25 protein-coding genes are annotated in these 26,230 nt (G+C 65.9%); 15 read left to right on the forward strand and 10 right to left on the reverse strand.

From position 1 onward, the window contains the following. Nucleotide 1: 1 nt before the first annotated feature. From KO516_RS04835 to KO516_RS04865, 7 genes are all read right to left on the reverse strand, one after another. On the reverse strand, nucleotides 2-961 hold the full coding sequence (locus tag KO516_RS04835) for an ABC transporter ATP-binding protein (RefSeq protein WP_216002683.1): 960 nt from the start codon (nucleotides 959-961) through the stop codon (nucleotides 2-4). Continuing rightward, nucleotides 954-1,730 carry an ABC transporter permease gene (locus tag KO516_RS04840; protein WP_216002684.1) on the reverse strand — a complete coding sequence of 259 codons (777 nt, stop codon included), beginning with the start codon at nucleotides 1,728-1,730 and terminating at the stop codon, nucleotides 954-956. The genes KO516_RS04835 and KO516_RS04840 overlap by 8 nt, the downstream gene beginning before the upstream one ends. Then, nucleotides 1,727-2,554, reverse strand: a complete 828-nt coding sequence (locus tag KO516_RS04845) for an ABC transporter permease (protein WP_216002685.1) — start codon at nucleotides 2,552-2,554, stop codon at nucleotides 1,727-1,729. Before KO516_RS04845 ends, KO516_RS04840 begins: the two co-directional genes overlap by 4 nt. Continuing rightward, nucleotides 2,554-3,576: an ABC transporter substrate-binding protein gene (locus KO516_RS04850; RefSeq protein WP_216002686.1), complete on the reverse strand. Its 1,023-nt coding sequence runs from the start codon at nucleotides 3,574-3,576 to the stop codon at nucleotides 2,554-2,556. Before KO516_RS04850 ends, KO516_RS04845 begins: the two co-directional genes overlap by 1 nt. Beyond that, entirely contained in the window at nucleotides 3,573-4,520 is a 948-nt protein-coding gene (locus KO516_RS04855) for a LacI family DNA-binding transcriptional regulator (RefSeq protein ID WP_216002687.1), read from the reverse strand. Before KO516_RS04855 ends, KO516_RS04850 begins: the two co-directional genes overlap by 4 nt. A 122-nt stretch (nucleotides 4,521-4,642) precedes the next feature. Further along, nucleotides 4,643-5,374, reverse strand: coding sequence for an SDR family NAD(P)-dependent oxidoreductase (locus KO516_RS04860; RefSeq protein WP_216002688.1), 732 nt, complete (start codon nucleotides 5,372-5,374; stop codon nucleotides 4,643-4,645). Then, a complete protein-coding gene (locus tag KO516_RS04865; RefSeq protein ID WP_216002689.1) occupies nucleotides 5,371-6,126 on the reverse strand; it encodes an SDR family NAD(P)-dependent oxidoreductase in 756 nt (251 codons plus the stop codon). Before KO516_RS04865 ends, KO516_RS04860 begins: the two co-directional genes overlap by 4 nt. Nucleotides 6,127-6,220: 94 nt before the next feature. Here KO516_RS04865 and KO516_RS04870 point away from each other — a divergent pair, with 94 nt between their 5' ends. The 3 genes from KO516_RS04870 (at nucleotide 6,221) to KO516_RS04880 (ending at nucleotide 8,255) form a co-directional block, all read left to right on the forward strand. Next, on the forward strand, nucleotides 6,221-6,784 hold the full coding sequence (locus tag KO516_RS04870) for a TetR/AcrR family transcriptional regulator (protein WP_216002690.1): 564 nt from the start codon (nucleotides 6,221-6,223) through the stop codon (nucleotides 6,782-6,784). Between the two features lie 10 nt (nucleotides 6,785-6,794). Further along, a complete protein-coding gene (locus KO516_RS04875) occupies nucleotides 6,795-7,634 on the forward strand; it encodes a polysaccharide deacetylase (protein ID WP_216002691.1) in 840 nt (279 codons plus the stop codon). Nucleotides 7,635-7,733: 99 nt separating this feature from the next. After that, nucleotides 7,734-8,255, forward strand: coding sequence for an acyloxyacyl hydrolase (locus KO516_RS04880; RefSeq protein ID WP_216002692.1), 522 nt, complete (start codon nucleotides 7,734-7,736; stop codon nucleotides 8,253-8,255). Here KO516_RS04880 and KO516_RS04885 read toward each other — a convergent pair. Both KO516_RS04885 and KO516_RS04890 read right to left on the reverse strand, forming a co-directional pair. Further along, nucleotides 8,252-8,938 carry a hypothetical protein gene (locus KO516_RS04885; protein WP_216002693.1) on the reverse strand — a complete coding sequence of 229 codons (687 nt, stop codon included), beginning with the start codon at nucleotides 8,936-8,938 and terminating at the stop codon, nucleotides 8,252-8,254. The two genes, KO516_RS04880 and KO516_RS04885, sit on opposite strands and share 4 nt — an antisense overlap. 66 nt (nucleotides 8,939-9,004) lie before the next feature. After that, entirely contained in the window at nucleotides 9,005-10,195 is a 1,191-nt protein-coding gene (locus tag KO516_RS04890) for an NAD(P)/FAD-dependent oxidoreductase (RefSeq protein WP_216002694.1), read from the reverse strand. 346 nt (nucleotides 10,196-10,541) lie between these two features. On the opposite strand from KO516_RS04890, the gene KO516_RS04895 reads away from it, so the two are divergent. The 12 genes from KO516_RS04895 (at nucleotide 10,542) to recN (ending at nucleotide 25,002) form a co-directional block, all read left to right on the forward strand. Beyond that, a complete protein-coding gene (locus KO516_RS04895) occupies nucleotides 10,542-11,708 on the forward strand; it encodes a putative peptidoglycan glycosyltransferase FtsW (protein ID WP_216002695.1) in 1,167 nt (388 codons plus the stop codon). A 137-nt stretch (nucleotides 11,709-11,845) separates the two neighbouring features. Beyond that, nucleotides 11,846-12,979 (forward strand): undecaprenyldiphospho-muramoylpentapeptide beta-N-acetylglucosaminyltransferase, encoded by a 1,134-nt coding sequence (murG, locus tag KO516_RS04900; RefSeq protein WP_216002696.1) that lies wholly within the window; start codon nucleotides 11,846-11,848, stop codon nucleotides 12,977-12,979. Nucleotides 12,980-13,008: 29 nt separating this feature from the next. After that, entirely contained in the window at nucleotides 13,009-14,406 is a 1,398-nt protein-coding gene (gene murC, locus KO516_RS04905) for a UDP-N-acetylmuramate--L-alanine ligase (protein WP_216002721.1), read from the forward strand. A 63-nt stretch (nucleotides 14,407-14,469) separates the two neighbouring features. Beyond that, nucleotides 14,470-14,718 (forward strand): DUF2484 family protein, encoded by a 249-nt coding sequence (locus KO516_RS04910; protein ID WP_216002697.1) that lies wholly within the window; start codon nucleotides 14,470-14,472, stop codon nucleotides 14,716-14,718. Nucleotides 14,719-14,758: 40 nt separating this feature from the next. Beyond that, nucleotides 14,759-15,688, forward strand: a complete 930-nt coding sequence (gene murB / locus KO516_RS04915) for a UDP-N-acetylmuramate dehydrogenase (protein ID WP_216002698.1) — start codon at nucleotides 14,759-14,761, stop codon at nucleotides 15,686-15,688. A 227-nt stretch (nucleotides 15,689-15,915) separates the two neighbouring features. Further along, on the forward strand, nucleotides 15,916-16,830 hold the full coding sequence (locus KO516_RS04920; protein WP_216002699.1) for a D-alanine--D-alanine ligase: 915 nt from the start codon (nucleotides 15,916-15,918) through the stop codon (nucleotides 16,828-16,830). Next, entirely contained in the window at nucleotides 16,827-17,714 is an 888-nt protein-coding gene (locus KO516_RS04925; protein ID WP_216002722.1) for a cell division protein FtsQ/DivIB, read from the forward strand. Before KO516_RS04920 ends, KO516_RS04925 begins: the two co-directional genes overlap by 4 nt. Continuing rightward, entirely contained in the window at nucleotides 17,711-19,042 is a 1,332-nt protein-coding gene (gene ftsA, locus KO516_RS04930; RefSeq protein ID WP_216002700.1) for a cell division protein FtsA, read from the forward strand. Before KO516_RS04925 ends, ftsA begins: the two co-directional genes overlap by 4 nt. 517 nt (nucleotides 19,043-19,559) lie before the next feature. Continuing rightward, on the forward strand, nucleotides 19,560-21,176 hold the full coding sequence (ftsZ, locus tag KO516_RS04935; protein ID WP_216002701.1) for a cell division protein FtsZ: 1,617 nt from the start codon (nucleotides 19,560-19,562) through the stop codon (nucleotides 21,174-21,176). A gap of 231 nt (nucleotides 21,177-21,407) precedes the next feature. After that, nucleotides 21,408-22,337 carry a UDP-3-O-acyl-N-acetylglucosamine deacetylase gene (gene lpxC, locus KO516_RS04940; RefSeq protein ID WP_216002702.1) on the forward strand — a complete coding sequence of 310 codons (930 nt, stop codon included), beginning with the start codon at nucleotides 21,408-21,410 and terminating at the stop codon, nucleotides 22,335-22,337. Between the two features lie 142 nt (nucleotides 22,338-22,479). Continuing rightward, on the forward strand, nucleotides 22,480-23,337 hold the full coding sequence (locus KO516_RS04945) for an outer membrane protein assembly factor BamD (RefSeq protein ID WP_216002703.1): 858 nt from the start codon (nucleotides 22,480-22,482) through the stop codon (nucleotides 23,335-23,337). 15 nt (nucleotides 23,338-23,352) lie between these two features. Further along, the gene (gene recN, locus KO516_RS04950) at nucleotides 23,353-25,002 is read left to right on the forward strand and encodes a DNA repair protein RecN (RefSeq protein ID WP_216002704.1); all 1,650 of its coding nucleotides are present in this window, start codon (nucleotides 23,353-23,355) and stop codon (nucleotides 25,000-25,002) included. Here the strand turns inward: recN and KO516_RS04955 are convergent. Further along, nucleotides 24,999-26,192, reverse strand: a complete 1,194-nt coding sequence (locus KO516_RS04955) for a UbiH/UbiF family hydroxylase (protein WP_216002705.1) — start codon at nucleotides 26,190-26,192, stop codon at nucleotides 24,999-25,001. The two genes, recN and KO516_RS04955, sit on opposite strands and share 4 nt — an antisense overlap. Between the last annotated feature and the right edge of the window lie 38 nt (nucleotides 26,193-26,230).

Raw genomic sequence — 26,230 nt, forward strand, 5'->3', positions numbered from 1 at the left:
GTCAGTTCAGCCTTTCCAGCCGCACCGCGCGCTCGCGCGGCAGATCAAAGGCGATGGTCTCGCCCATGCGCAGGGGCGGCGCCGAAACAGGCGCATCGGCCTTGATCTGACCCAAAGCGCTGCCCAGCACGTATTCGCGGCGCTCGCCGGCAAAGGCGGTGCCGATCACCGTACCCTGATGCGGCCCCGTGCCCAGCACCACCGCGCCGGGCCGCCACGCAAGGCCGCCGCCAGCCTCGTCGGGCAGGATGGTTTCGAAACCGACGAAATCGGCAGCAAAGCCCGACACCGGCGCGGAATAGATCTCTTCGGGCGTGCCGAGCTGTTCGATGGCGCCGCCCTTCATCAGCACGATGCGATCCGACAGCGCCAGCGCCTCGGACTGATCATGAGTGACAAAGATCATGGTGATTCCGGTCTCGCGCTGGACCCGCTGCAACTCCATCCGCATATCAAGCCGCAGCCGCGCGTCGAGGTTCGACAATGGCTCGTCGAGCAGCAGCACCTTGGGCTGCATCACGAGGCTGCGCGCCAGCGCCACGCGCTGCTGCTGGCCGCCCGACAGATCCTTGGGCGCGCGGTCGGCAAACGCCTCCAGCCCGACGGTGGCCAGCCCGCTGCGCACCTTGGCATCCAGATCGGATTCCGAGCGCAGGCGCAGCCCGAAGGCGACGTTCTCATACACGGTCAGATGCGGGAACAGCGCGTAGCTTTGAAACACCAGCCCGATGTCGCGCTTGGAGGGTGGCAGGCGGGTGACATCGCGCCCGTCGATGGTGATGCGCCCGGCGCGCGGGCTCATCAGCCCGGCGATGGCGCGCATCGTGGTGGTCTTGCCGCAGCCCGACGGGCCCAGCAGCGACACCAGCTCTCCTTGCGCGATGGTCAGGTTCAGCTTGTCCACCGCGATGGTGGACCCGTAGGCGAGGGTCAGCCCCTCAAGGGAGACAAAGTCAGACATATTTCGAAAATCCAAGAAAGCGTTCCGCGCACAGGATGATGCCGATGGACAGGAACGCCAGCAGCGCGGCAAGGGCGGCGACAGAGGGGTCGTAGTTGATCTCCATATAGGCGATCATGTCGATGGGCAGGGTGCGCACGCCCGGCCCCGACAGGAACAACGACACCGGCACCTGATTGAACGAGGTCACGAAGCCGAGGATGAAGGCCGCAAGGATGCCGCCGCGAATGTTGGGCAGCACCACCTTGGTCACCGCCTGAAGACGGGTGCAGCCAAGGATCAGCGCGGCTTCTTCCATGTCGGCGCGCAGGTTCTCCATGCTGGCCGACACCACACGCACCGCATAGGGCAGCACCAGCGCGGTATGGGCAAGGAACAGCGCCGCCAGCATCCCAAGGCCCGTAGGCAGCACCAGATAGCGCAGCAGGGCAAGGCCGACGATGATACCCGGCACGATGATCGGCGAGGAGACGATTAGGCGCACCGCCTCGGCCCCCGGCACCTTGTAGCGGGTCATGGCGTAGCTGGCCGGAATGCCTAGCGCCAGCGCCGCGGCGGTGCCGCCCACCGCAAGGAACATCGACACCGCAAAGGACATGCGGAAGCTGTCGATCTGAAACACCTTGGCGTACCATTTCAGCGACAGCCCGTCGGGCGGAAAGGCAAGGTTGTTGCCCGCCGACAGCGACGCCGCGATGATGATGAGGAACGGCCCGATCAGGAAGGTCAGCACCGTTCCAAGGATCAGCCAGCTGGGCAGTCGGGTCATCGGCGCGCCCTCGCGGTTGCCATGCGTTTCAGAACGATATTGGCCGAGAACGCCATGACGATCAGGATCATCGCGATGACGGCGGCCGAGGCGAAATCATTGGCCACGGTGACCCGCTGATAGAGCAGGGTTTCCAGCATCAGCACCTTCGATCCGCCAAGGATCGCCGGCGTGATGTAGGCGGTCATCGAGCCGGTGAACACCAGCGTGCCGCCCACCACCAGCCCTTCGCGGGTCAGCGGCAGGATCACCTTGAAGAACACCTGCACCCAGTTGGCCCCAAGCACCCGCGCGGCGGGCACCGCATCGCGCGGCATGTTCTCCATCGCCGAGATCAGCGAGATGATCATCAGCGGCAGGAACAGCTGCAACAGGCCGATGAATACGGCGGTTTCGGTGAACAGCAGCCGCAGCGGCGTGTCCATCAGCCCCGATCCCACGAGGATCTGGTTGACGAAGCCGGTGCGCCCAAGGATCACCAGCCACGCATAGGTGCGCGCCACCGGCGAGATCATCAGCGGCAGCGTCACCAGCGCGAACATCCGCCCGCGCGAGGCGGGAGGAAGCGAGACGATGGCAAAGGCGGTGGCATAGCCGATGATGGCCGACACCCCGGCCACCAGCGTCGCCAGCTTGAGCGTGCGCAGAAACACCACCCGGTTGCGGTCGCTGGAGAAGAAATCGATATAGGGGGCAAGCGTCCAGCCTTCGGCGCCCCGAAAGCCTTCAGACAGCAGAATGATCACCGGCGCCAAGAACAGCGCCGCGGCGAAGACCGCCGCGGGCATGGCAAGGGCAAGGCCGATGCGACGGTCTTCAAACATTATTTCATCACCGTCGCGTTCCACTGGTCGAGCCAGGTTTCGCGCGAATCGAGGATCACGTCGGGCGGCAGAAGTTTCAGCTGCGCAACGGTCTCGGCGCCGTAGGTCAGGTTGTCGGCAATGTCATCGGACACCACGACCTCGGCATTGGCAGGGCTGTCGACCAGCGCCTCGGCCAGGTTGGTCTGCACTTCTGTCGACAGCCAGAAATCCATGAACCGCGTCGCCAGCGCCTCGTTGCCGTTGTTCGCGGTCATCACCATGACGTTCATGCCGCCGGTCTGGCCTTCCTTGGGGGTGGCCCAAGCCATCGGCAGGCCGTTGTCCTTAAAGCTGGCCCATGCAAACCGGCCGATCGGCGCGGCCCAGATTTCCTCTTGCTGCATCAGCTGCGCAACCTGCGAGGATCTGACATAGAAGGTTACGATATCGTCGGCCTGTTCTGCCACCGCGTTGGTCGGGGTCGACAGGGCGTAATCCGCATCGCCAAGCGCCTCGCCGATCATCAGCAGCGCGGGCGCGCCCTGATTGGTGGTGATGTCGGGCAGCGCCACGTTGCCGGCCAGTTCGGGCGACAGCAGGTCGGCCCAGCTATCGATGGTGACCTTGTCGGAACGATAGACGATGGAGGTGGCGTAGAAGGTGTAGCCAACGCCAAGATGATCGCCGAGCGGATCCTTGGCGATGTCATAGAGCTTGTCGTAATTGCTCAGCGCGGCGGTATCGATCGGCGCAAGCAGACCCTTGCGGGCGGCGGAGAGCGCGTCATGGGTGGACAGCACCGCCATGTCGATCACCGGGTTCTCCTTGTTGGCCTCGATCTTCGCGAGACGCTCGACCGAGTTCCCGGTCTCTACGACGATCTTGCAGTCGCAGATTTCCATGAACGGGTCGTAAACGATCTCTTGAAATTCATCCTGCGCAAAGCTGTAGACCGAGATGGTCAGCGTGTCCTCGGCCTGCGCGGCGCCGGCGGCGATGGCCAGCGCGCTGGCGGTGGCGAGCGTTCTTGCAAGTGTCATTGGTCTCTCCTGTTGGTGGTTTGCGTGCTTCCACGGGGGATCAGGTACATCGGAACGGTGCGGGGCGCGATGGCGGGCTGGCCGTTCAGTCCGGCCTCCAGCGCATCCAGCGCGCCTTGGGCGATGGCGGGCAGGTCCTGCGCCACGGTGGTCAGGCCGGGCGCGACCAGTGCGGCGAAGGCATGGTTGTCAAAGCCGGTCACAGCCATGTCCTGCGGCAGGCGCAGCCCTGCCGCCGCAAGCCGCGTCAGCAGCGGCAGCGCGATCAGATCCGATGTGCAGGCCAGCGCCGTCGCGCGCAGCGCCGCGGGGGCGGGCAGGGGGCCATCGTCGAGCCAATGCACCGCCGCGCTGGGCAGCGCGTCGATCATCCCCGCCACGCGATCCGCCTGCACCCGCGAGGTGCGGCTTTGCCCGACGATAAGGATGTCGCTGTGTCCGGCCTCAAGCAGGTGTTGCATGACAAGGCGCCCGCCTCCGACATGATCGGCATTGATCCGACTGGCAGGGTTAGAGGCGGCGTCGATCACCGCAACCGGCACCGCAAGATCGGGCACCAGCGTGCCCCGGCGCGGCACCAGCACCAGCGCATCGGCGCCTTGGCGCACCAGCCGGTGCAGCGCGTCATCCTGCGCGGCGGGCTCGCCGCGGCTGTCGGCGATCAGCACCCCCATGCCGCGTGCCTGCGCTTCGGCCTCGATGGCCTGCGCCAGCGCCGGAAACAGCGGGTTGGCGATGTCGGGCAGCACCAGCCCGATGACTCCGCTGCGCCCGGTGCGCAGCGCCCGCGCGCTGGGCGAGGGCGCATAGCCCATGCGCGTCGCGGCATCCCGGATGCGGGTCTTGAGATCCGCCGACATGCGCCCCTTGCCCGACAGCGCATTCGACACCGTCGCGGTGGACACGCCAAGCGCCTGCGCAAGATCCTGAAGCTTCGGGGTCATTTCGAGCCTTGATTAATCGATTAATCAGGGTGTGGCCCGAAACCCTTGGCCAAGGCAAGACCAATACGCCGGAAAACGTGATCCGGGTGCCGGGTCTGGTCACAAAATGGGCAAACCCGCCCTCAGGGCATGGCGCTGCCGCCGTTCACCCCGAAACATTGCCCGGTGATGAACCCCGCCTCATCGCCCGCAAGGAATCGCGCCATGGCGGCGATGTCGCCGGGCTGGCCGTAGCGGGCCAGCGGCGAGGCAAGGTCCATTGCGATCTGCTCCGGGCTCATCGAGGCGGGCGCGGTCATGTCGGTCTCGATCGGCCCCGGAGCGATGGCGTTGACCAGAATGCCGGGGGCCAATTCGCGCGCCAGCGCCTTGGTCAGCGACAGGATCGCCCCTTTCGAGGCGCAATAGGCCACAAGGTCCGCGCGCCCGACCAAGGCCAGCTCGGAGGCGATGTTGATGATGCGTCCCGCATCCGAGCGCCGGGCAAATTCGCGGCAATTGAGGAAACACCCCCGCAGGTTCACTGCGATCACCTTGTCGAAATCCCCGGCGCTCGTGTCGCGCAGCGGTGCCTCGTGCAGGATGCCAGCGTTGTTGACCAGAATATCCGGCGCACCGAACCGGGCAAAGGCGGCGTCATGAAAGGCGATGACCTGCGCCTCGTCCGAAACATCGGCGGCAAACGCCATCGCCTCGCCCTGCGCCTCAAGCGCGGCGAGGGTTGGCCCGGCGGCGGCGTCACCGGGGTGACAGAACGCCACACGCGCCCCGGCCGCCGACAGCGCCAGCGCGATGGCGCGCCCGATCCCGCGAGAGCCGCCGGTGACCAGCGCCGTCTTGCCCTGCAGAGTCATGCCATCACCTCGCCGCGGTCGATGGTGATCGCCTGCCCGGTGATGTTCGCCGCGCCGTCCGAGGCAAGAAACAGGTACAGCCCGGCGATATCGTCGGGGTCCATCAGGCCCGGCAAGACCTGTGCGGCAGATAGCTCCTCCGCGACCTCGGCTTCGGAGCGGTTGGATGTGCGCGCCATCTCCCGCAGCGAATTTATCGCCGGGCCGGTGCGCACCCAGCCAGGGCAGACCGCGTTGACCCGGATGCCGCGTGGCCCCAGCTCATGCGCCCAAGTGCGGGTCAGGCCCAGCGTGGCGTGTTTGCTTGCGACATAGGCGGCAAACTCTGGCACCGCCGTGCGCGCCCAGATCGACGCGGTGAGGATCACCGAGGCGCCCTCGCTCAGCCGATCGCGCAGCGCCCCGGTGACATTGCGCGTGCCGGTGACGTTTACGGCAAGGATGCGCTCGAAGGTTTCATCGCGCCCCGGGATCAGCGGGGTCGGGCGCTCCAGCCCGGCGTTGTTCACCAGCACATCCAGCGGGCCGGTATCGGCCAGCGCCGCGTTCACCGCCTCGGCATCGGATATGTCGCACTGTATCGCCCGCGCGCCGGGCAGGGCGGTGTCGTGAATCGCCGGGTTGTCCGCAAGCACGGTCAGCGTCGCCCCCGCCGCATGAAAGGCGCGCGCGATGCCAAGGCCGATGCCGCTGGATGCGCCGGTGACAAGCACCCGCTGCCCGCTGAAGTCAAACCCGATCCTGCCGCCCATGAAATGCCCTTTCGTTTGCGGGCTGACGCTACAGAGTGAAATAGTTTATTCAATAAAAAATTTGTTGTGGTTAAGCTGATGCGAAAGGATCGCCATGGCCAGCCTGCGAAATCGCCAGAAACAGGATCGCCGCCGCGCCATCATGGACGCGGCGCAGACGCTGTTCGCGCGGAACGGCTATGGCGCGACCACCGTCGAGGATATCGCCGCCGCCGCCGGGGTCAGCCATGTGACGGTGCATAACTACTACGGCACCAAGGCGGGCGTGCTGCTGGCGATGGTCGCGCAAAGCGATGCACAGCTGCTGGACCGGCTTGCGGCGGCACTGCCCGCGCAGGCCGATGCGCTGACCCTGACCGTGGCCTTTGCCCGGCAGATCATGCTGCACGCCGATCAGGGCCTTGGCCGCGCCACGTGGCGACAGGTGCTGGCCGCCGTCGCCGCCGAGGCCGGATCTGCGGCAGCGGCAGAGTATGCGGCGCTGGACGGGGCGCTGGTTCAGGCGCTGGCACAGCGCCTTGATGCCGCGTCCGCCGCCGCCGCGCTGTTCGATCTGATCAATGCGCGGTTCCAGCGCTTCGTCACCTCCGATCAAAGCGTCGATGCGGCCTGCGATGCGCTGCGCCGCGACCTGTCGGCGCTGTTGTCCCTGACCTGAAAGGCTCTCCATGTTCCTCAACCCGATCCAATGGCCCGAAGGCCGCCCCGTTGCCGCCTGCGTCAGCTTCGACATCGATGCCGACAGCCTGATCCGCTGCGCCCGGCCCGAGGATGCCGAGCTGCGGCTTCAGCCGATCTCGATGGGTCGTTACGGGCCAACCGTCGCGGTGCCGCGCATCCTTGAGACCTATCGCCGGTTCGGCCTGCGCCAGACCTTTTTCATGCCGGCCTGGGTGATGCAGAACTACCCCGACACGGTCGAGGCGATCCTCAAGGACGGGCACGAGATCGGCCATCATTCGTGGTGCCACGAAGACCCGATGAGCCATTCCGACGCCCATGAGGCCGAGCTGTTCGAACGCGCGCTCGAGGTGCATGTGGCGATGACCGGGCGCAAGCCGCGCGGCTACCGCGCGCCGGTCTATTCGATCACCCCCGCCATGGTGGACCGGCTGATCGCCCATGGCTTCCTGTACGACAGCTCGATGATGGCCGACGATCTGCCCTATCTCGTGCAGAGCGAACGGGGCAGCCTGATCGAGATGCCGCCGCATTGGGGCACCGACGACTGGCCGCCCTTTGCCCATTTCGCCGAGATCGATTACCTGATGCCGGTGCGCGCGCCATCCGACGGCATTCGCGCCTTTGCCGAGGAATTCGACGCCATGCTCGAGGCGGGCGGCTTCTGGATGCCGGTGCTGCACCCGTTCCTGACCGGTCGGCTGGCGCGCTGGCGCGAGATGGAAAAGCTGCTGGAGCGGGTGGTGGCCAGCGGCGCATGGCTGGCCCCGTTGGAAGACATCGCCGCTCATGCCGCCGCGCAGCCGCTGCGCCTTGAGGCGATCTGAGCCACCGCCCGCAATGGGCGGGGCAAACCCCGCTGGCAGCGCTGGACTTCACCGGCGATCTCGGCCATCCCTGTCCCGAATATCTGACCGGAGGACGACATGGCAGACGGAACCTTTGCAGTCTTGATGCTCATTGCAGGGCTGACCGACATGGGCGTGAACCACTGTGGCACCGCCTCGGGCTGCGTTGGCGCGGGCGATGTGGCACCGCGCGTGGCCTTTTCGGCGGGCAGCTCGCTGGAGCGCCGCGCCGATACGGGCGCCGAAGCCTATCTGCGCTACGATCTGAGCCGCACCATCGGCCCGTTCGGGCAGGCGATTGGCCTGTCGCTGGGCGAGGAAAGCGGCGCATGGGCGGGCTATGGCCTGACATGGGGCACCGGTCTCGGCAACTCACCCTTTTACACCGAGTTGCACGTGATGCCGGGGCTGTACGCCGCCTCCGACAGCTTTGATCTGGGTGGTCCGATCGAATTTCGTTCGGGAATCGAACTGGGCTACGAGGCGGACAATGGCTGGCGCTACGCGCTCAGCTACGATCATCGCTCGAACGCGCAGATCTACGACAACAACCCTGGCATCGAAACGGTGCAGTTCCGGGTGTCGATGCCGATCCGCTAGGACTGGCTCAGGCGCGATTGCCGCAACCGCTGCAACGCGCCATTCCGGATCGCCAGCGGGTGCACCACGCCGATCTGCGCGGGCACCTCGGGCAGGTTCAAAAGGCGCGCAATCGCCAGCCGGTGCGCGCCGCCCCCCGCCCGCATCGGCGTGCCGTCGCGGGTGATATGCACAAAGATGCCGCCATGCTCGCGGCGGAAATAATCGGGCAGCTCGACCTTCGCCAGCAGCCGCCCGCGGGCGCGGGTTTCCTCGTAAAGCCGGTCAAGGGCGGCATAGCGCGCCAGCAGGTCTTCGCGCGTGGCGCAATCGTCGGGCACATGCCCGGCCTCGATTTCCTTCAGCAGTCTTTCGAACAGCGGCGTGTCTTCCCAGCGCACACCGTCGTTGAAATGCATCGCGATGCTGACATATTTGGAATCATCCCTCAGCGGTACAAGCGACAGATCCCAGTCGCCGTCCATGATCATGCCGCTGTGCCGCCGCCTGCGGCGCGGACCCCGTCCGGCGGCGCTCTGCATCATCGCATTGGGGTCGACATAGACGCATTCGTCGGACCGGGGCGCATCGGGGCCATAGCGCCGCACGTTCAGCCAGTCGCGCACAGCCTTGCGCGGCACATGGGCCCGCAGATCGCGCAGCCAGTTGACCGGGTGCAGGGTGGGGTGATCGGCGAAAGCCATGCGCGGCGCCTCCATGACGGTTCGATGACAATCATGTAACGCCAGTGCTGCATTTTCAAGTCGCGCTCAGCGGGATGTTGCGCTCTGGGCGATATGGCGGCCACAGGCCGCGCCCGAAGACCATGCCCATTGGAAGTTGTACCCGCCGAGCCAGCCGGTCACGTCCACCGCCTCGCCAATGGCAAAAAGCCCCGGCACCGTCTTTGCCTCCATGGTTTTCGACGACAGCGCGTCGGTGGAAATTCCGCCAAGGGTGACCTCGGCGGTGCGGTAGCCCTCGGTGCCCTGCGGGCGCAGATCCCATGATTTGAGCGCCTGCACCAGCGCATCGACGCGCCGATCCGACAGATCGCCGATATTGCCCGACAGATCGATTTCCTGCGCCAGCAATGGCACGAGGCGCGCGGGAAGGGGGCCTTGCAGCTCGCTGACAAGGGCGCGCCGCCCGCGGCTGCGTCGTGCCTCGTGCAGCAAGGCGCTAAGGTCGGTGCCGGGCAGCAGATCGACCTGCACCGGCTCGCCCTCATGCCAGTAGCTCGACAGTTGAAGTACCGCTGGCCCGGAGAGACCGCGATGGGTGAACAGCATCGCCTCGTCAAATCCGGCGCGCTCGTTGAACATCCGCACCGGCAGCGACAGCCCGGCAAGCGTGGCAAACCGGCCATCGGCGAACGTAAACGGCACTAGCCCCGGCCGTTGCGGCACCAGATCAAGCCCGAAACGCCGCGCAATATCACAGGCAAGCCCGCTCGCGCCCATTTTCGGAATCGATCGGCCGCCGGTGGCCAGTACCAGATTGCGCGCGCTGACGCTGCGCCGCGCGCCCTCGCGTTCAAGCACCGCAGTGAAGCGCGCCCCATCATGCGACAGATCGACCAGCGCGGTGCGCAGCCACAGCTCGGCCCCGGCGGCGGTCATCTCGTGGCGCAGCATGTCGACAATCTGCGTCGCCTTGCCATCGCAGAACAGCTGGCCCAGCGTCTTTTCATGCCACGCGATGCCGTGGCGCGAGACCAGCTCGATGAAATCCCACTGAGTATACCGGGCAAGCGCGGACTTGGCGAAATGCGGATTCTGCGACAGGAAACAGCCCGGCTCGACACCAAGGTTGGTGAAATTGCACCGCCCGCCACCAGAGATGCGGATCTTCTCTCCCGGCGCCTTGGCATGGTCGATCACCACCGTACCCGGCCCGGCATGGGCGGCACACATCATGCCGGCGGCCCCGGCTCCAAGGATCAGCGTCTCAATCTGCATGTCGCCTCAGGACCACGAAGCGCCGCGCCGTGCAAGGCCCCTCATCAATCCCGCTGCCGCGCCCGGCCGCGATGGACGGCCTGCCTCCGGCGGGGATATTTGGGGCCAGAAGAAACCAAGGCGCGGCGCTTCAACTTCTTCTGGCCCGAAATATCCCGGGGGGAGCGCGGAGCGCGGGGGGCAGCGCCCCCCCAGCATGTTGGCGACCGGGCGTTGCGCCTGATGTCGTTGACGGGCCTTCCCAAGAGCGCGCTGCTTTGTTACCGTTATTTTTGCGACCCGGGCCAACCTGGGCGAAGTCAGGCAGATATACCGGCGCAGTCCGGGTTTCACGAGCGGTGATCCAATGACGGAAATGGTGTACGGCACGGCTCCCGTGCGCGAGGGCGAGCCCGTTTTGCCCAAATGGTGGCGGACGGTCGACCGTTGGTCGCTGTCCTGCGTCCTGATGTTGTTTGGCATCGGCATTCTGCTAGGGCTTGCCGCCTCGCCGCCACTGGCCGAGCGCAACGGCTTGCCGCATTTTCACTATGTTCAGAGGCAGGCGTTCTTTGGTGGCATGGCGCTTGTCGCAATGATGCTGACCTCGATGCTCTCGCCCATCGTGGTGCGGCGCGTCGCGGTGATCGGCTTTGGGCTGGCGTTCGTGGCGTTGCTCGGTCTGCCGTTTTTCGGGACTGATTTCGGAAAGGGCGCGGTGCGCTGGTATTCGGTCGGCTTTGCTTCGGTGCAGCCTTCGGAGTTTCTCAAGCCATTGTTCGTCATCATTTCCGCATGGATGATGGCCGCGAGCCAAGAGATCGGCGGACCGCCGGGGAAAAGCTGGTCTTTCGGGCTGACGATGGTCATCGTGCTGACGCTGGCCCTGCAGCCCGATTTCGGTCAGGCCTGCCTGATCCTGTTTGGATGGGGCGTGATGTGGTTTGTCGCCGGTGCGCCGATGATCATGCTGCTGGGCATGGCGGCCATGACGGTGCTGGGTGGCATGGTCGCTTATAACAGCTCGGAACATTTCGCCCGCCGCATCGACGGCTTCCTGACCCCCGATGTCGATCCGCGCACCCAGCTGGGCTATGCCACCAACGCCATTCAGGAGGGCGGATTCTTTGGGGTTGGCGTTGGCGAGGGGCAGGTGAAATGGTCGCTGCCCGACGCGCATACCGATTTCATCATTGCCGTCGCGGCCGAGGAATACGGGCTTATTCTCGTGCTGGTGATCATCGCGCTTTATGCCGTGGTCGTGGTGCGCTCTTTGCTGCGCCTGATGCGCGAGCGTGACCCGTTCATCCGCCTCGCTGGCACCGGCCTTGCGGCGATGTTCGGGGTGCAGGCGATGATCAACATGGGCGTGGCGGTGCGCCTGTTGCCTGCAAAGGGCATGACCTTGCCCTTTGTCAGCTATGGCGGCTCGTCGCTGATCGCGGGGGGGATTGCGGTCGGCATGCTTCTGGCCTTTACCCGCTCGCGCCCGCAAGGCGAGATCGGCGAAATCCTGCGCGGCATGCGCCGCTGAGCGTTGCGGCGGCGAGCAGGGCTTTCCCCGCGGCGGCGAGTTGACTAGGAAAGCCCGAATTCGGGCGCTTGCGCGCCCGCTCATTCACGCAACATCTTTTCAGGTGCGGTAGGATCAGGCGAAGGCGAGGGGCTCAGATGACAGAACGGTACAGGCGTCCCTTGCTTGTCATGGCGGCCGGGGGCACTGGCGGGCACATGTTTCCGGCGCAGGCGCTGGCCGAGACGCTGCTGGCCCGTGGCTGGCGCGTCAAGCTGACCACCGACGCGCGCGGGGCGCGCTACACCGGGGGCTTTCCCGAGGGCACCGAAATCGAGCAGATCGCCTCGGCCACCTTTGCGCGCGGCGGCATCGCCAGCAAGCTGGGCGTGCCGTTTCGCATTGGCTCTGGCGTGGTGCAGGCGATGCTGGGGTTTCGCCGGGACCGCCCCGACGTGGTGGTGGGCTTTGGCGGCTATCCGTCGATCCCGGCGCTGGCGGCGGCGCAGCTGATGAAGCTGCCGCGCATGATCCATGAGCAGAACGGCGTGCCCGGCCGGGTCAACGAGATCTTTGCCAAAAAGGTCGACGTGGTGGCCTGCGGCACTTGGCCGACCAAACTGCCCGAGGGCGTCGAGGCGGTGCACACCGGCAACCCGGTGCGCGGCGCGGTGCGCGAGCGCGCCGGGGCGGGCTACATCGTGCCGGGCGATTACCCGATGTCGATCCTTGTGATCGGCGGCAGTCAGGGCGCGCGCATCCTGTCCGACGTGGTGCCCCCGGCGATCGAGGCGCTTCCTGTCGAGATCCTGCGCAATCTGCGCGTCAGCCATCAGGCCCGCGACGAGGATGGCCAGCGGGTCAGCCAGTATTATCTCGACCATGCCATCGACGCCGAGGTGAAGCCGTTCTTCGATGACATCCCGGCGCGGATGTCCGAGGCGCAGCTGGTGATCTCGCGCTCGGGGGCGTCCTCGGTGGCGGATATCTCGGTGATCGGGCGCCCGTCGATCCTTGTGCCTTACGCGGTGGCGGCGGGCGATCACCAGACGGTCAATGCGCAGGGGCTGGTCGATGCGGGCGCGGCGATCCGCATTCCCGAAAGCAAGCTGACGGTCGAGGCGATGTCTGAGGCGATTCTGGCTATTCTGAGCAACCCCGAGGGTGCGGCGCATATGGCGCATGCGGCGATGCGGATCTCGAAACCCGATGCGGCGGCGGATCTGGCGGCGCTGGTCGAGCGGCTGGGCGGATTCGAACCAGACATGACAGCAGAGGAGGGGCAGGCATGAAACATCACAGGCACGGCGAAAGAGGCATGATGAACGCGGCGACCAAACTTCCGGGCGATGTGGGGGCGATTCATTTCGTCGGCATCGGGGGCATCGGCATGTCGGGCATTGCCGAGGTTCTGCTGAACCATGGCTATGTGGTGCAGGGCTCTGACCTCAAGCGCAGCAAGATCACCGAGCGGCTGGAAGAAAAGGGCGCGCTGGTGTTCGAAGGGCAGGCCGCCGAGAATCTCGCCGAGGCCGAGGTGGTGGTGATCTCCTCGGCGATCAAGCCGGGCAACCCCGAGCTGGACGAGGCGCGCCGGCGCGGTCTGCCGGTGGTGCGCCGGGCCGAGATGCTGGCCGAGCTGATGCGGCTGAAATCCAACGTCGCCGTCGCGGGTACCCACGGCAAGACCACCACCACGACCATGGTGGCGACGCTGCTGGACGCGGGCAATTACGATCCAACGGTGATCAACGGCGGCATCATCCATGCCTATGGCTCGAACGCGCGCGTGGGGCTTGGCGAATGGATGGTGGTCGAGGCGGATGAATCCGACGGCACCTTCAACCGGCTTCCGGCGACCATCGCCATCGTCACCAACATCGACCCCGAGCACATGGAGCACTGGGGCAGCATCGAGAACCTGCGCGACGGTTTCTACCAGTTCGTGTCGAACATTCCGTTCTACGGGCTGGCGGTGTGCTGCACCGATCACGCCGAGGTTCAGGCGCTGGTGGGGCGCGTCACCGACCGGCGCATCACCACCTATGGCTTCAACGCGCAGGCCGATGTGCGGGCGGTGAACCTGCATTACGAAAAGGGCATCGCCAAGTTCGACATCCTGCTTCAGGCGGAAGGCGAGAAGATCGAAGGCTGCTCGCTGCCGATGCCGGGCGATCACAACGTCTCGAACGCTTTGGCGGCGGTTGCGGTGGCGCGTCATCTTGGGATGAAGCGCGAGGAAATCCGTGCGGCGCTTGCGGGGTTTGGCGGTGTCAACCGGCGCTTCACCCGCGTGGGCGAGGTCAACGGCGTGACCGTCATCGACGATTACGGCCACCATCCGGTGGAGATTTCGGCGGTGCTGAAGGCAGCGCGTCAGGCCTCCGAAGGGCGGGTGATCGCGGTGCACCAGCCACATCGCTATTCGCGCCTGTCGAACCTGTTCGACGATTTCTGTGCCTGTTTCAACGAGGCCGATGTGGTGGCCATCGCCGAGGTCTATGCCGCTGGCGAAGACCCCATTCCAGGGGCCTCGCGCGAAGATCTGGTGGCCGGGTTGATCCGGCACGGCCACCGGCACGCCCGCGCGATCCTCAGCGAGGACGATCTGGAACGGCTGGTGCGCGAACAGGCGCGTCCGGGCGATATGGTGGTCTGTCTCGGGGCGGGCACGATCTCGGCCTGGGCCAACAACCTGCCGGCGCGGCTTGAACGCTGAGCGCATCCCGCAGGTCTTTCGTGCGAAAGACCTGCGCTGCTGCACCAGGGCAGGGAGCCTCTGATGAGCCTGTCGCTGTTTCTTGCCTGCGCCTGGGGCATCATTGCCAATATCATGGCGATGCTGCCGGCGCGCGACAATCACTGGCGGCGGGCCTATATCCTGATCGCGACGGGCATTCCTATCGTGCTGCTGGTTGGCTGGCAACTGGGCGGGTGGATGGCGCTGATCGTGTTGCTTGCGATGGCCAGCATCCTGCGCTGGCCGCTGCGCTACCTGCTACGCTGGATCACGGCGCGGTTTCGCCGATGACGTCTTGCGAAGCGCGCGGGCGCAAGGCAAAACCTCTGCCATGAGCTATCCCCAGACCCGTGGGCGCCTGACGCCCGACCGCCCGCTATCCGAGCTGACATGGCTGCGCGTTGGCGGGCCCGCCGATGCCTTGTACCAGCCTGCCGATCTGGCGGATCTTCAGGCCTTTCTTGCGGCGCTTCCAGCGCAGGTAAAGGTGTTCCCCATGGGGGTCGGCTCGAATCTCATCGTGCGCGATGGCGGGCTGCGCGCCGTGGTGATCCGCCTTGGCCGGGGCTTCAATGCCATTCACGTCGAGGGCAGCCGCGTCACCGCCGGGGCCGCTGCGCTGGATGCGCATGTGGCGCGTAAGGCCGGGGCGGCGGGAATCGACCTGACCTTTCTGCGCACCATTCCGGGCAGCATCGGCGGCGCGCTGCGGATGAACGCAGGGTGCTACGGCTCTTACGTTGCCGACCATCTGGTCGAGGCGCGCGCCGTCACCCGCGAGGGCGAGCTGGTCACGCTGACCCCGGCCGAGCTTGCCTTTGGTTACCGTCACAGCACGCTGCCCGATGGCTGGGTGCTGACCGAGGCGGTGTTCGAAGGCGCGCCGGGCGATCCTTCCGCGCTCGAGGCGCGCATGGCGGATCAGCTCGCCAAGCGCGATGCCACGCAGCCGACCAAGGACCGCACCGCCGGATCGACCTTTCGCAACCCCGCCGGGTTCAGCTCGACCGGGCGGGCGGATGACAGCCATGAGCTCAAGGCATGGAAGGTGATCGAGGATGCCGGGATGCGCGGCGCCGCGCAGGGCGGGGCGCAGATGAGCCCCAAGCACGCGAACTTCCTTGTGAACACCGGAGAGGCAACCGCCTATGATCTTGAATCCCTTGGCGAGGAAGTGAGAAAAAGGGTTTTCCAACACAGCGGAATACAGCTAGAGTGGGAAATCATGAGGGTCGGTGAACTGGCCCTTGGCCGGTCCTGAGGGGCGGCCAACTCCGAGGTCGGACAACCGGCCCGTCTGCGCGCAGGCGCAGCCCGAGCAGGGCACCATATCGTTCCGGGGCTGACCCGGTGGCCGTGACTATGCGGCCCAACATGTGGCGGAGTCCGGGTAAACCGGGCCTGACCGACTGAGAATACCGGGGGCATACCCCCGAAGGGCATAAAAACAAGAGGGCGAAGCCCTCGAGAATCAAGGCGGTTTTGGGGATGTCGAGCAGGGCAAACCCGAAAGTGGCGGTGCTGCTTGGCGGCCCCTCGGCTGAACGCGAGGTGTCTCTGAGTTCCGGGCGGGAGTGCGCCGCTGCTTTGAGGGGTGAAGGGTTCAACGTGACCGAGGTCGATGCCGGCCCGGATCTGGCAGAACGTCTGGTGGCGCTGGCGCCCGATGTCGTTTTCAACGCCCTGCATGGGCGCTGGGGCGAGGATGGCTGCGTGCAGGGGCTGCTGGAATGGCTGGGCCTGCCCTATACCCATTCGGGCGTGCTGGCCTCGGCGCTGGCGATGGACAAGGAACGCACGAAAGCAGCCTATCGCGCCGCCGGTCTGCCAGTGGTCGAAAGCCTGCTGGCCAGCAAGGCGCAGATCGAGGCCGCGCATCTGATGGCGCCGCCCTATGTGGTCAAACCCTATAACGAAGGCTCGTCGGTTGGCGTCTATCTCGTGCAGGAGGGCGCCAATGCCCCGCCGCGCCTGTCGGAGGACATGCCCGAAACCCTGATGGTCGAAACCTATGCGCCGGGGCGCGAGCTGACCACGACGGTTGTGGGCGACCGGGCGCTGACCGTGACCGACATCCTGACCGATGGCTGGTACGATTATGATGCCAAGTACAAGGTCGGCGGCTCGCGTCATGTGCTCCCGGCGCAGATCCCGCAAGACATCTTTGATGCCTGTCTCGACTACGCGCTGCGCGCCCATGAGGCGCTTGGCTGCCGCGGTGTCAGTCGCACCGATTTTCGCTGGGACGAGGCGCGCGGGCGCGACGGGCTTATCTTGCTCGAAACCAATACCCAGCCCGGCATGACCCCGACCTCGCTTGCGCCCGAGCAGGCGGCGCATTGCGGCATGTCCTTCGGGCAGCTCTGCCGCTGGATGGTGGAGGATGCCTCGTGCCACAGGTGAGGGGAACGCCCGAGCCGCAGTTTATCCGGCCCGATCCTGCGCCGTCGCGTCTGACCTATCGCATCGAACGGCTGATGCTGACGCCGCTGTTCCGGCTTGGCCTGCGCGTCGGGCTGCCGGCGTTGATCGCAATTGGCGCGGCGGGCTGGTATTTTTCCTATGAAAGCCACCGCACGCAGATCGTCGAGACCTATGTCAGTCTGCGCAACGAGATCCAGAACCGGCCCGAATTCCGCGTCAATCTGATGGCCATCGACGGGGCCAGCATCACCGTGGCCGAAGACATCCGCGAAGTTCTGACGCTGGATTTCCCGATCTCGTCCTTCGATCTGGATCTTGACACGATGCGGGAGCAGATCACCGGGCTTGATGCGGTTCAATCCGCCAGCCTGCGCATCCGCTCGGGCGGGGTGCTTCAGGTGGATGTGGTCGAACGCGTACCGGTGGTGTTGTGGCGCTCGGGTGCGGGGCTGGAACTGCTGGACAAGACCGGGGTGCATGTCGGGCCGGTGGAATCGCGCGCGGAGTATCCCGGATTGCCGGTGATCGCCGGGGTCGGCGCCGATGCCCATGTCAGCGAAGCGGTGGCGCTGGTCAGGGCGGCAAGCCCGCTGGCGGCGCGGCTGCGTGGGCTGGAACGCATGGGCGCGCGGCGCTGGGACGTGGTTTTGGATCGCGGGCAGCGCATCCTGCTTCCCGAAGACAACGCGGTGCAGGCGCTGGAGCGCGCCATCGCGATGGATCAGGCGGTCGACATGCTGGGCCGCGACATTGCCGCTGTCGATCTGCGGCTGCCGCGTCGCCCGACGCTGCGACTGACCAGGACGGGGCAAGAAGAGTACTGGCGGATCAAGGCCATGGAGACCGGAGAAAAGCAACAATGATCGAGCTCTATGAATCCCAGCGTGCCATGCGCAACATGCGCAAGGCGGCGATGCAGCGCGGTGTGGTCGCGATCCTGGACGTGGGCAGTTCCAAGATCGCCTGCCTTGTGCTGCGCTTTGATGGCAATGAACCCACGCGCGATGACGGGGTCGGCTCGCTTGCCGGGCAGTCGGGCTTTCGGGTGATCGGCGCTGCCACCACACGTTCGCGCGGGGTGAGTTTCGGCGAAATCGCCGCCATGGGGGAGACCGAGCGCGCCATCCGCACCGCCATTCAGGCGGCGCAGAAAATGGCCGCGATCCGGGTTGATCATGTCATCGTCGGGTTTTCCGGGGCCGAGCCGCGCAGCTACGGGCTGACTGGCAAGGTCGATGTCAACAGCAGCACCGTCACCGAACAGGATGTGGCGCGGGTGTTGTCGTCTTGCGAGGTGCCCGATTTCGGCACCGGGCGCGAAGTGCTGCACGCGCAGCCGGTGAATTTCGCGCTCGATCATCGCTCGGGCCTGTCGGACCCGCGCGGGCAGATCGGCCAGACCCTGTCGACCGACATGCACATGCTGACCGTCAACGCGCAGGCGGTGCAGAACATCGTGCATTGCGTCAAACGCTGCGATCTGGAGCTGGCCGGGCTGGCGTCCTCGGCCTATGCCGCGGGGATCTCGGCGCTGGTCGAGGACGAGCAGGAACTGGGCGGTGCCTGCATCGACATGGGGGGCGGCACTACGGGCGTGTCGATCTTCATGAAGAAACACATGATCTACGCCGACACCGTGCCGATGGGCGGCAACCACGTCACCGGCGACATTTCCATGGGCCTGTCGATCCCGATGGCGATGGCCGAGCGCATCAAGACCTTTTACGGCGGGCTGTTCGCCACCGGCATGGACGACCGCGAGATGATCGAGATCTCGGGCGATACCGGCGATTGGCACCATGACCGGCGGCAAGTCAGCCGCGCCGAGCTGATCGGCATCATGAAGCCCCGCGTCGAGGAGATCCTCGAAGAGGTACGCGCCTGTCTTGATGCGGCGGGGTTCGATCACATGCCCTCGCATCAGATCGTGCTGACCGGCGCCGCCAGTCAGGTGCCGGGGCTGGATGGGCTGGCAAGCCGCATTCTTGGCCATCAGGTGCGGCTGGGCCGCCCGATGCGGGTGCACGGGCTGCCGCAGGCGGCAACCGGGCCGGGCTTTGCCAGCGCCGTCGGCATGTGCCTGTTCGCGGCGCATCCGCAGGACGAATGGTGGGATTTCGAGATCCCTGTGGATCGCTACCCGGCGCGCTCGATCGCGCGGGCGGTCAAGTGGTTCCGCGACAACTGGTAGGCGATCAGCGCGGACCTCGCCAATCCGCCTGCCGGGATCTAGCGCACCGTTCGACACCGCCGTTGGTGGCCGGGGCAAAGCGGCTGCTGGCAATGTCTCCGCGCAAGCCGCAGCGCTCTGGCGGGCAGAGCGCCCGCCTCGGCAAGGCGCTCCGCGATTTTGTGCCGATCCGCCCCTGCATCCCCGTGACAGCTCCTTATCCGCATGTTAAAGATACGCACAGACCGCTGTGGAAAAGCGGCACTAGAGGGACGAGCAGTCTCCACATATCAGACCGATCCGCCCCGCTGAGCGCGTTTTGCACCTGTCTCATGCGGTGTATCGGTGTGTTTCAGGTCCAGACCCCCAAATCTGGGGTGGTCGGCGAAATCCCGCGCGCATGCTGATCGCGATCCCCATATTTCGTGGTGATTCTGCGTTTTTTACGTGACCGAACGCGTGGGTTTGGGTTAGAAATGACCGCAAAGGCGCAAGGACAGGCGTGCAACAAAGTCATAAATGACAGGCGGACACTGACATGACACTCAACCTCTCGATGCCCGGCCAGGATGAAGAGCTGAAGCCCCGGATCACGGTCTTCGGCGTGGGCGGCGCTGGCGGCAACGCCGTCAACAACATGATCGAAAAGAACCTCGAGGGCGTAGATTTCGTCACCGCGAACACCGATGCGCAGGCGCTTCAGCAATCGCTGTCGCCCAACAAGGTGCAGCTTGGCGTGAAGGTGACCGAAGGTCTTGGCGCCGGGGCGCGGGCCTCGGTTGGCGCGGCCGCCGCCGAAGAGAGCATCGAGCAGATTGTCGACCACCTTGCCGGTGCGCATATGTGCTTCATCACCGCGGGCATGGGCGGCGGCACCGGCACTGGCGCCGCGCCGATCATCGCACAGGCCGCGCGCGAGCTTGGCGTGCTGACCGTCGGGGTGGTGACCAAGCCGTTCCAGTTCGAAGGCGCCAAGCGGATGCGTCAGGCCGAAGAGGGTGTCGAAGCCCTGCAAAAGGTCGTGGACACGCTGATCGTCATTCCGAACCAGAACCTGTTCCGTCTGGCCAATGAAAAGACCACCTTCACCGAGGCTTTCACCCTTGCCGACAACGTGCTGTATCAGGGCGTCAAAGGCATTTCCGACCTGATGGTGCGTCCCGGCCTGATCAACCTCGACTTTGCTGACGTCCGCTCTGTGATGGACGAGATGGGCAAGGCGATGATGGGCACCGGCGAGGCCGACGGCGAAGAGCGCGCCATCCAGGCGGCCGAAAAGGCCATCGCCAACCCGCTGCTGGACGAGATCTCGCTGCGGGGTGCCAAGGGCGTTCTCATCAACATCACTGGCGGTCACGATCTGACCCTGTTCGAACTCGACGAGGCGGCCAACCGCATTCGCGAAGAGGTCGATGCCGATGCCAACATCATCGTCGGCTCGACGCTGGATGACAGCATGGAAGGCACGATGCGGGTGTCTGTCGTGGCGACCGGCATCGACGCCTCTGGCGCGCAGCTTGATATTCCGGTGCCGCGCCGCCGCATGGCCGAGCCGCTCAAGACCCATCTCGAAGAGCCGGCGCCCGCGCCCGCGCCGGTGCAGCGTCCGGCCCCGGTGGCAGCCCGCGCGCCCGAGCCCGAATACGAGGAAGAAGAGCCCTCGCTGTTCGAAGGCATGGGGCATCAGCAATTCGAGGCGGAGCGCAGCGCGCCCACCTACGAGCAGGAGCTGGTCGAGGAAGACGAGCTGCCGACCCCGGTCTATCGCCCGCAGGTCGCGCAGTTCCAGCCGCAATCCGATGCCTTTGCGTCCGAGCCCGAAGCCTTTGTCGCGCCCCGCGCCCCGGCAGCGGGCACGCCGTCGCCCGAAACCATGGCCCGGCTTCAGCAAGCCGCAGGCCGTGCGCGTTCGCAGGCCCCGGCAGCGCCCCGTGCGCCGCAGCCCGCGCTGTCCCGCGCCGCCGAGGCCGACAAGCCGCGCTTTGGCATCAACTCGCTGATCAACCGCATGACCGGTCATGGCGAAGCGGCCCCCGCGCCGCGTCGCGCCGCGCCGTCGATGCAGCACAAGCCGGCGCCCGTGGTCGACACCGAAGAGGCCGCCGATCAGGACCGGATCGAGATCCCGGCCTTCCTGCGGCGTCAGGCAAACTGACATTTCGCTGAAATGCCACGGCAGACGCCCCCTCATTGAGGGGGCGTTTTTCGTTGTGGGTCAGGGGGTTGCCGCAGGCGCAAACGGCGTGGGCAAGGTTTCGCGTATCGTTTGCCTACGATGTTTCAGTCGGTTGCAATACTTGATTTGAGCTATTCGGGGCACGTGACTATCTCCATCATCGAGGATCCGCCTGTGGGGGGCAGATCACCGAAGACCGAGGTACCGACCGTGCAGACGACCATCAGATCAGCAGTCAGCTTTCAAGGCGTCGGCCTCCATTCGGGCCAGCCCGCGCGCCTGACCATTCGTCCTGCCAGCGCCGAACATGGCATCTGGTTCAAGCGTACCGATATCGAGATCGGCGATGCGCTGGTTCCAGCCCGGTGGGATTCGGTCGTGGTCTCGCCGCTGTGCACTCTGATCAAGAATCGCGCCGGGGTGTCTGTGTCGACCATCGAGCATGTGATGGCGGCGCTGGCCGGTTGCGGCATTCACAACGCGCTGATCGAGATCGACGGCCCCGAGGTCCCCATCCTCGACGGCTCGTCGGTGCCCTTCGTGCGTGGTATCCTTGCCCGTGGCATCCGCAGCCTGCGCGCCCCCGTCCGCGCCATCGAGATCCTGAGCCCGGTGCATGTGCAGACCGCCAAGGGCTGGGCCCGCCTGTCGCCCGCCAAGCCGGGGCAGGGGCTGACCATGGATTTCCACATCGCTTTCGACGATGCCGCCATCGGCACGCAGGACAAAAGCCTGAACCTCGCCAACGGCAGCTTTGTGCGCGAGCTGTGCGACAGCCGCACCTTCTGCCGTCAGGCCGATGTCGATGCCATGCAGGCCAACGGTCTGGCGCTTGGAGGCACCTATGAAAACGCCGTGGTGGTTGATGGCGACAAGGTGCTCTCGCCCGGCGGTCTGCGTCATGCCGACGAGGCGGTGCGCCACAAGATGCTCGATGCGCTTGGCGATCTTTATACCGCCGGAATGCCGATCATCGGCCATTACGAGGGCCACAAGGCCGGGCACGCCATCACCAACACCCTGCTGGTAGCGCTGTTTGCCGCCCCCGAAGCATGGCGCGTGGTGGAATGCGATGCGCTCTGCGCCGCGACGCTGCCGGGCGCGGGTGTCGATCTCCATGAGATTTCTGCCGTCGCGTAAGCGTTTGCACCGGCTGTCACTGCCGCGCGACGAGCCGGGGCAAAACATCGTTAAGGCGTTTTGCCCCGGAATTATCTGTGCTAGTGACTTGGCCCAAGGGCCGCAAAACCGGCCACATTACGGGAAATGAGGATTGTCGGGCATGGCATGCGGCAACAGATCGCGGACGATTGTGATCGGAGCGGCGGTATCCGCCCTTCTTCTCGGGGCTTGCACGGCGCAGGAACGGCCTGGCTACGCGCGGGGCAACGTGCCCCTCGAGACCTATACCGCCGAACAGATCTTTGAGCGCGGCGAATACGAGATCGACAACAAGGACGGCGAGCAGGCGGCCTATTACTTTGGCGAGGTCGAGCGGCTGTATCCCTATTCGGAATGGTCCAAGCGCGCGCTGATCATGCAGGCCTATGCCTATCATCTCGAACAGGATTACGAGAACAGCCGCGCCTCGGCGCAGCGCTATATCGATTTCTATCCCACCGATGATGATGCCGCCTATGCGCAATACCTGCTGGCACTCAGCTATTACGATCAGATCGAAGAGGTCGGCCGCGATCAGGGCCTGACCTTCCAGGCGCTGCAATCGCTGCGTCTGGTGATCGAGCGCTATCCCGACAGCGAATATGCTCGCTCGTCGATCCTGAAATTTGACCTTGCCTTCGATCACCTCGCCAGCAAGGAAATGGAGATCGGGCGCTATTACCTCAAGCGCGGCAATTTCGGCGCGGCGATCAACCGCTTCCGCTCGGTGGTCGAGGATTTCCAGACCACGACTCACACCCCCGAGGCGTTGCACCGGCTGGTGGAATCCTATCTTTCGCTTGGCCTGACCGACGAGGCGCAGACCGCTGGCGCGATCCTTGGCTACAACTATCAGGGGTCCGAGTGGTATCAGGACAGCTACAAGCTGCTGACCGGGCGCGGCCTCAAGATGGAGGTCACCGGAGACAACTGGCTCTCCACGGTCTACCGGCAGATGGTCAAGGGTCAGTGGCTCTGACCGGACAGGGGCGTCATGCTGCGCGCGCTTGAAATCCGCGACATGCTGATCATCGACCGGCTGGAGCTTGCGTTTCAGCCGGGGCTCAACGTGCTGACCGGCGAAACCGGGGCGGGCAAGTCGATCCTGCTTGATTCGCTGGGCTTTGTGCTGGGCTGGCGCGGGCGGGCCGAACTGGTGCGCAGCGGCGCCGATCAGGGCGAGGTGACGGCGGTGTTCGAACTGGCCCCGGGCCATGCCGCCCGTGCCGTGCTGGAAGAGGCCGGGCTGCCCTCGGGGAATGAGCTGATCCTGCGCCGGGTCAACACCACCGACGGGCGCAAGACCGGCTGGGTCAATGACCGGCGCGCCAGCGGCGAGGTGTTGCGGCGGCTGTCGGAAACGCTGGTCGAACTGCATGGTCAGCACGACGATCGCGGCCTGCTGAACCCTTCCGGGCATCGGTTTATCCTTGATGATTACGCCGCTGTTGATGGGCTGATTGCCGCCACCCGCGCGGCATGGGCGCAGCGCCGCGAGGCACGCAAGGCTTTGGCCGCCGCCGAAGCTGCGCTTGACGCCGTGCGCGCCGAAGAAGATTTCCTGCGCCACGCCGTTGCCGAGCTGGAAAAGCTGGCCCCCGAGCCTGGCGAAGATCAGGCGCTGGATGAACGCCGCCGCATGATGCAGGCCGCCGAGCGCATCCGCGAAGACATCGCCCGCGCCTCGGATGCCATTGGCTATGACGGGGCCGAGGGCGCGATGTCGAACGCGCTGCGCTGGCTCGAAGGGGCCTCCGAGCGCGCCGAGGGTCGGCTGGATGGCGCGATGGCGGCGCTGACCCGCGCCATGGCGGAACTTGACGAAGCCGGGCGCGAGGTCGCCGATTGCCTCGATGCGCTGGAATACAACCCGGCCGATCTGGAAGACACCGAAGAGCGGCTGTTTGCCCTGCGTGGGCTGGCGCGCAAGCATTCGGTCGCGCCCGACGATCTGGCCGAGCTGACGCAGACGCTCTCGGGCCGTCTGGCGGCGCTGGATCGTGGCGAGTCGGATATCGCCGATCTCAAACGCGCCATGGCCGCGGCCGACAGCGCCTATGACGCCGCCGCCGAAGCGCTGAGCGCGGCGCGGCGCAGCAATGCCGCCCGACTCGATGCGGCGGTTGCGGCAGAGCTTGCGCCGCTCAAGATGGAACGCGCGGTGTTCCGCACCGAGGTTACCGCTGGCGATCCCGGCCCCGAAGGGCGCGACGCCGTGGCCTTTACCGTCGCCACCAATCCGGGCGCGCCGTCGGGGCCGCTCAACAAGATCGCCTCGGGGGGCGAGCTGTCGCGCTTCCTGCTGGCGCTCAAGGTGTCGCTGTCCGAAGAGCGCAATCGCGGCGTCACCATGATCTTTGACGAGATCGACCGCGGTGTCGGCGGCGCCACCGCCGATGCGGTGGGGCGGCGGCTGAAATCGCTGGCCGATGGCGGGCAGGTTCTGGTCGTCACCCATTCGCCGCAGGTTGCGGCGCTTGGGGCGCATCACTGGCGGGTGCAGAAACGCGTCGAAAACGACATGACCCTGTCGACCGTCGTGCCGTTGGTCGAGACCGAGCGCGAAGACGAGATCGCGCGGATGCTGTCAGGCGACACCGTCACCCCCGAGGCACGGGCCGCAGCCCGCGCCCTGCTGGGTTAATCCCGCGCCCCAAGGCCCAGCTGCATCAGCGTCTTGCGCAGCGGCGTCACGCTATAGAGCGCATTGAGCGCCGTGCCGCGGGCATCGCGCAGCGGCGGTGCGCTCAGCATAGAGGTTCGGTTCAACATCGTGATCCCCGCCACCCGCGCCCGCACATCTGCGATGCGGCGGCGGTGATAGGCCTCCAGCATCGCCGCATCGCCCAGCCGCTCCGGCGCTGCCTGCGCCAGATCGAGCAGCGCCGCCATGTCACTCAGCGACATGTTCAAGCCCTGCGCGCCGATGGGCGGCACCACATGCGCCGCTTCGGCCACCAAGGCCAACCGCTCACCTGACAGCCGCTCGGCATGTTGCGCGATGATCGGCCAGATGGTGCGCTGCGAGGCCAGCGTCAGCCGTCCCAGCAAGTGGCAGGAGCGTTCCGACATGGCGTCTTCGAGCGCGGCGGTGGGCAGGGCGAACAGCGCCTCGGCCTTTGGGCCTTCTTCCATCCAGACCACCGCCGAGGAATGACGCCCCTCGAAATCCGGTAGGGGCACAAGGGTGAACGGGCCACCGGTGCGGTGAATTTCGGTCGAGACATTGCCATGGGGCAGCGGGTGCGTGACCGCAAAGGCCAGCGCCTTCTGGCCAAAGCGTGTGGTCTTGACCCCGATCCCTGCGGCTTGGCGCATCGGCGAGTTGCGCCCATCGGCGGCGATCACCAGCCGCACCTGTTGCACGCTGCCATCGCTCAGACCGACGCGGGCATAGGCCTCACGGGTGAACAGCGTCCTGGTGCCGGTGCCGGGGCGGAAATCGACATTGGGCATCGCCTCGAGCGTCGCCGCCATCTCGCGCCGCAGCAGCCAGTTCGGCAGGTTCCAGCCAAACGGCTTTTCCGAGATGTCGGAGGCGTCGAAATCCTTGATCACGCGCGGTTCGGGCAGCGCGCCCCCGGCATCGACGATGCGCATGGTTTGCAGCGGCATGGCGTGATGCGCCAGCCGATCCCATAGGCCCGCCTGTTGCAGGAATGCCTGCGCCGGTTGCAGAAAGGCGGTGCTGCGCAGGTCGGCCCCGGCCTGTTCTCGGTCTGTCACCGGCGGCGCGGGATCGACGCAGAGCACGCGAAACCCGGCAGAGCCGAAGGCGGCCGCCGCGCAAAGCCCGGCAATGCCGCCGCCCGAGATGAGTATGTCGTGATCCATCGCCGCTCTCCTTTGGTCCTTATCTAGGGCAGAGAGCG

The organism is Citreicella sp. C3M06, assembly GCF_018860705.1.
GTDB lineage: Bacteria > Pseudomonadota > Alphaproteobacteria > Rhodobacterales > Rhodobacteraceae > Salipiger.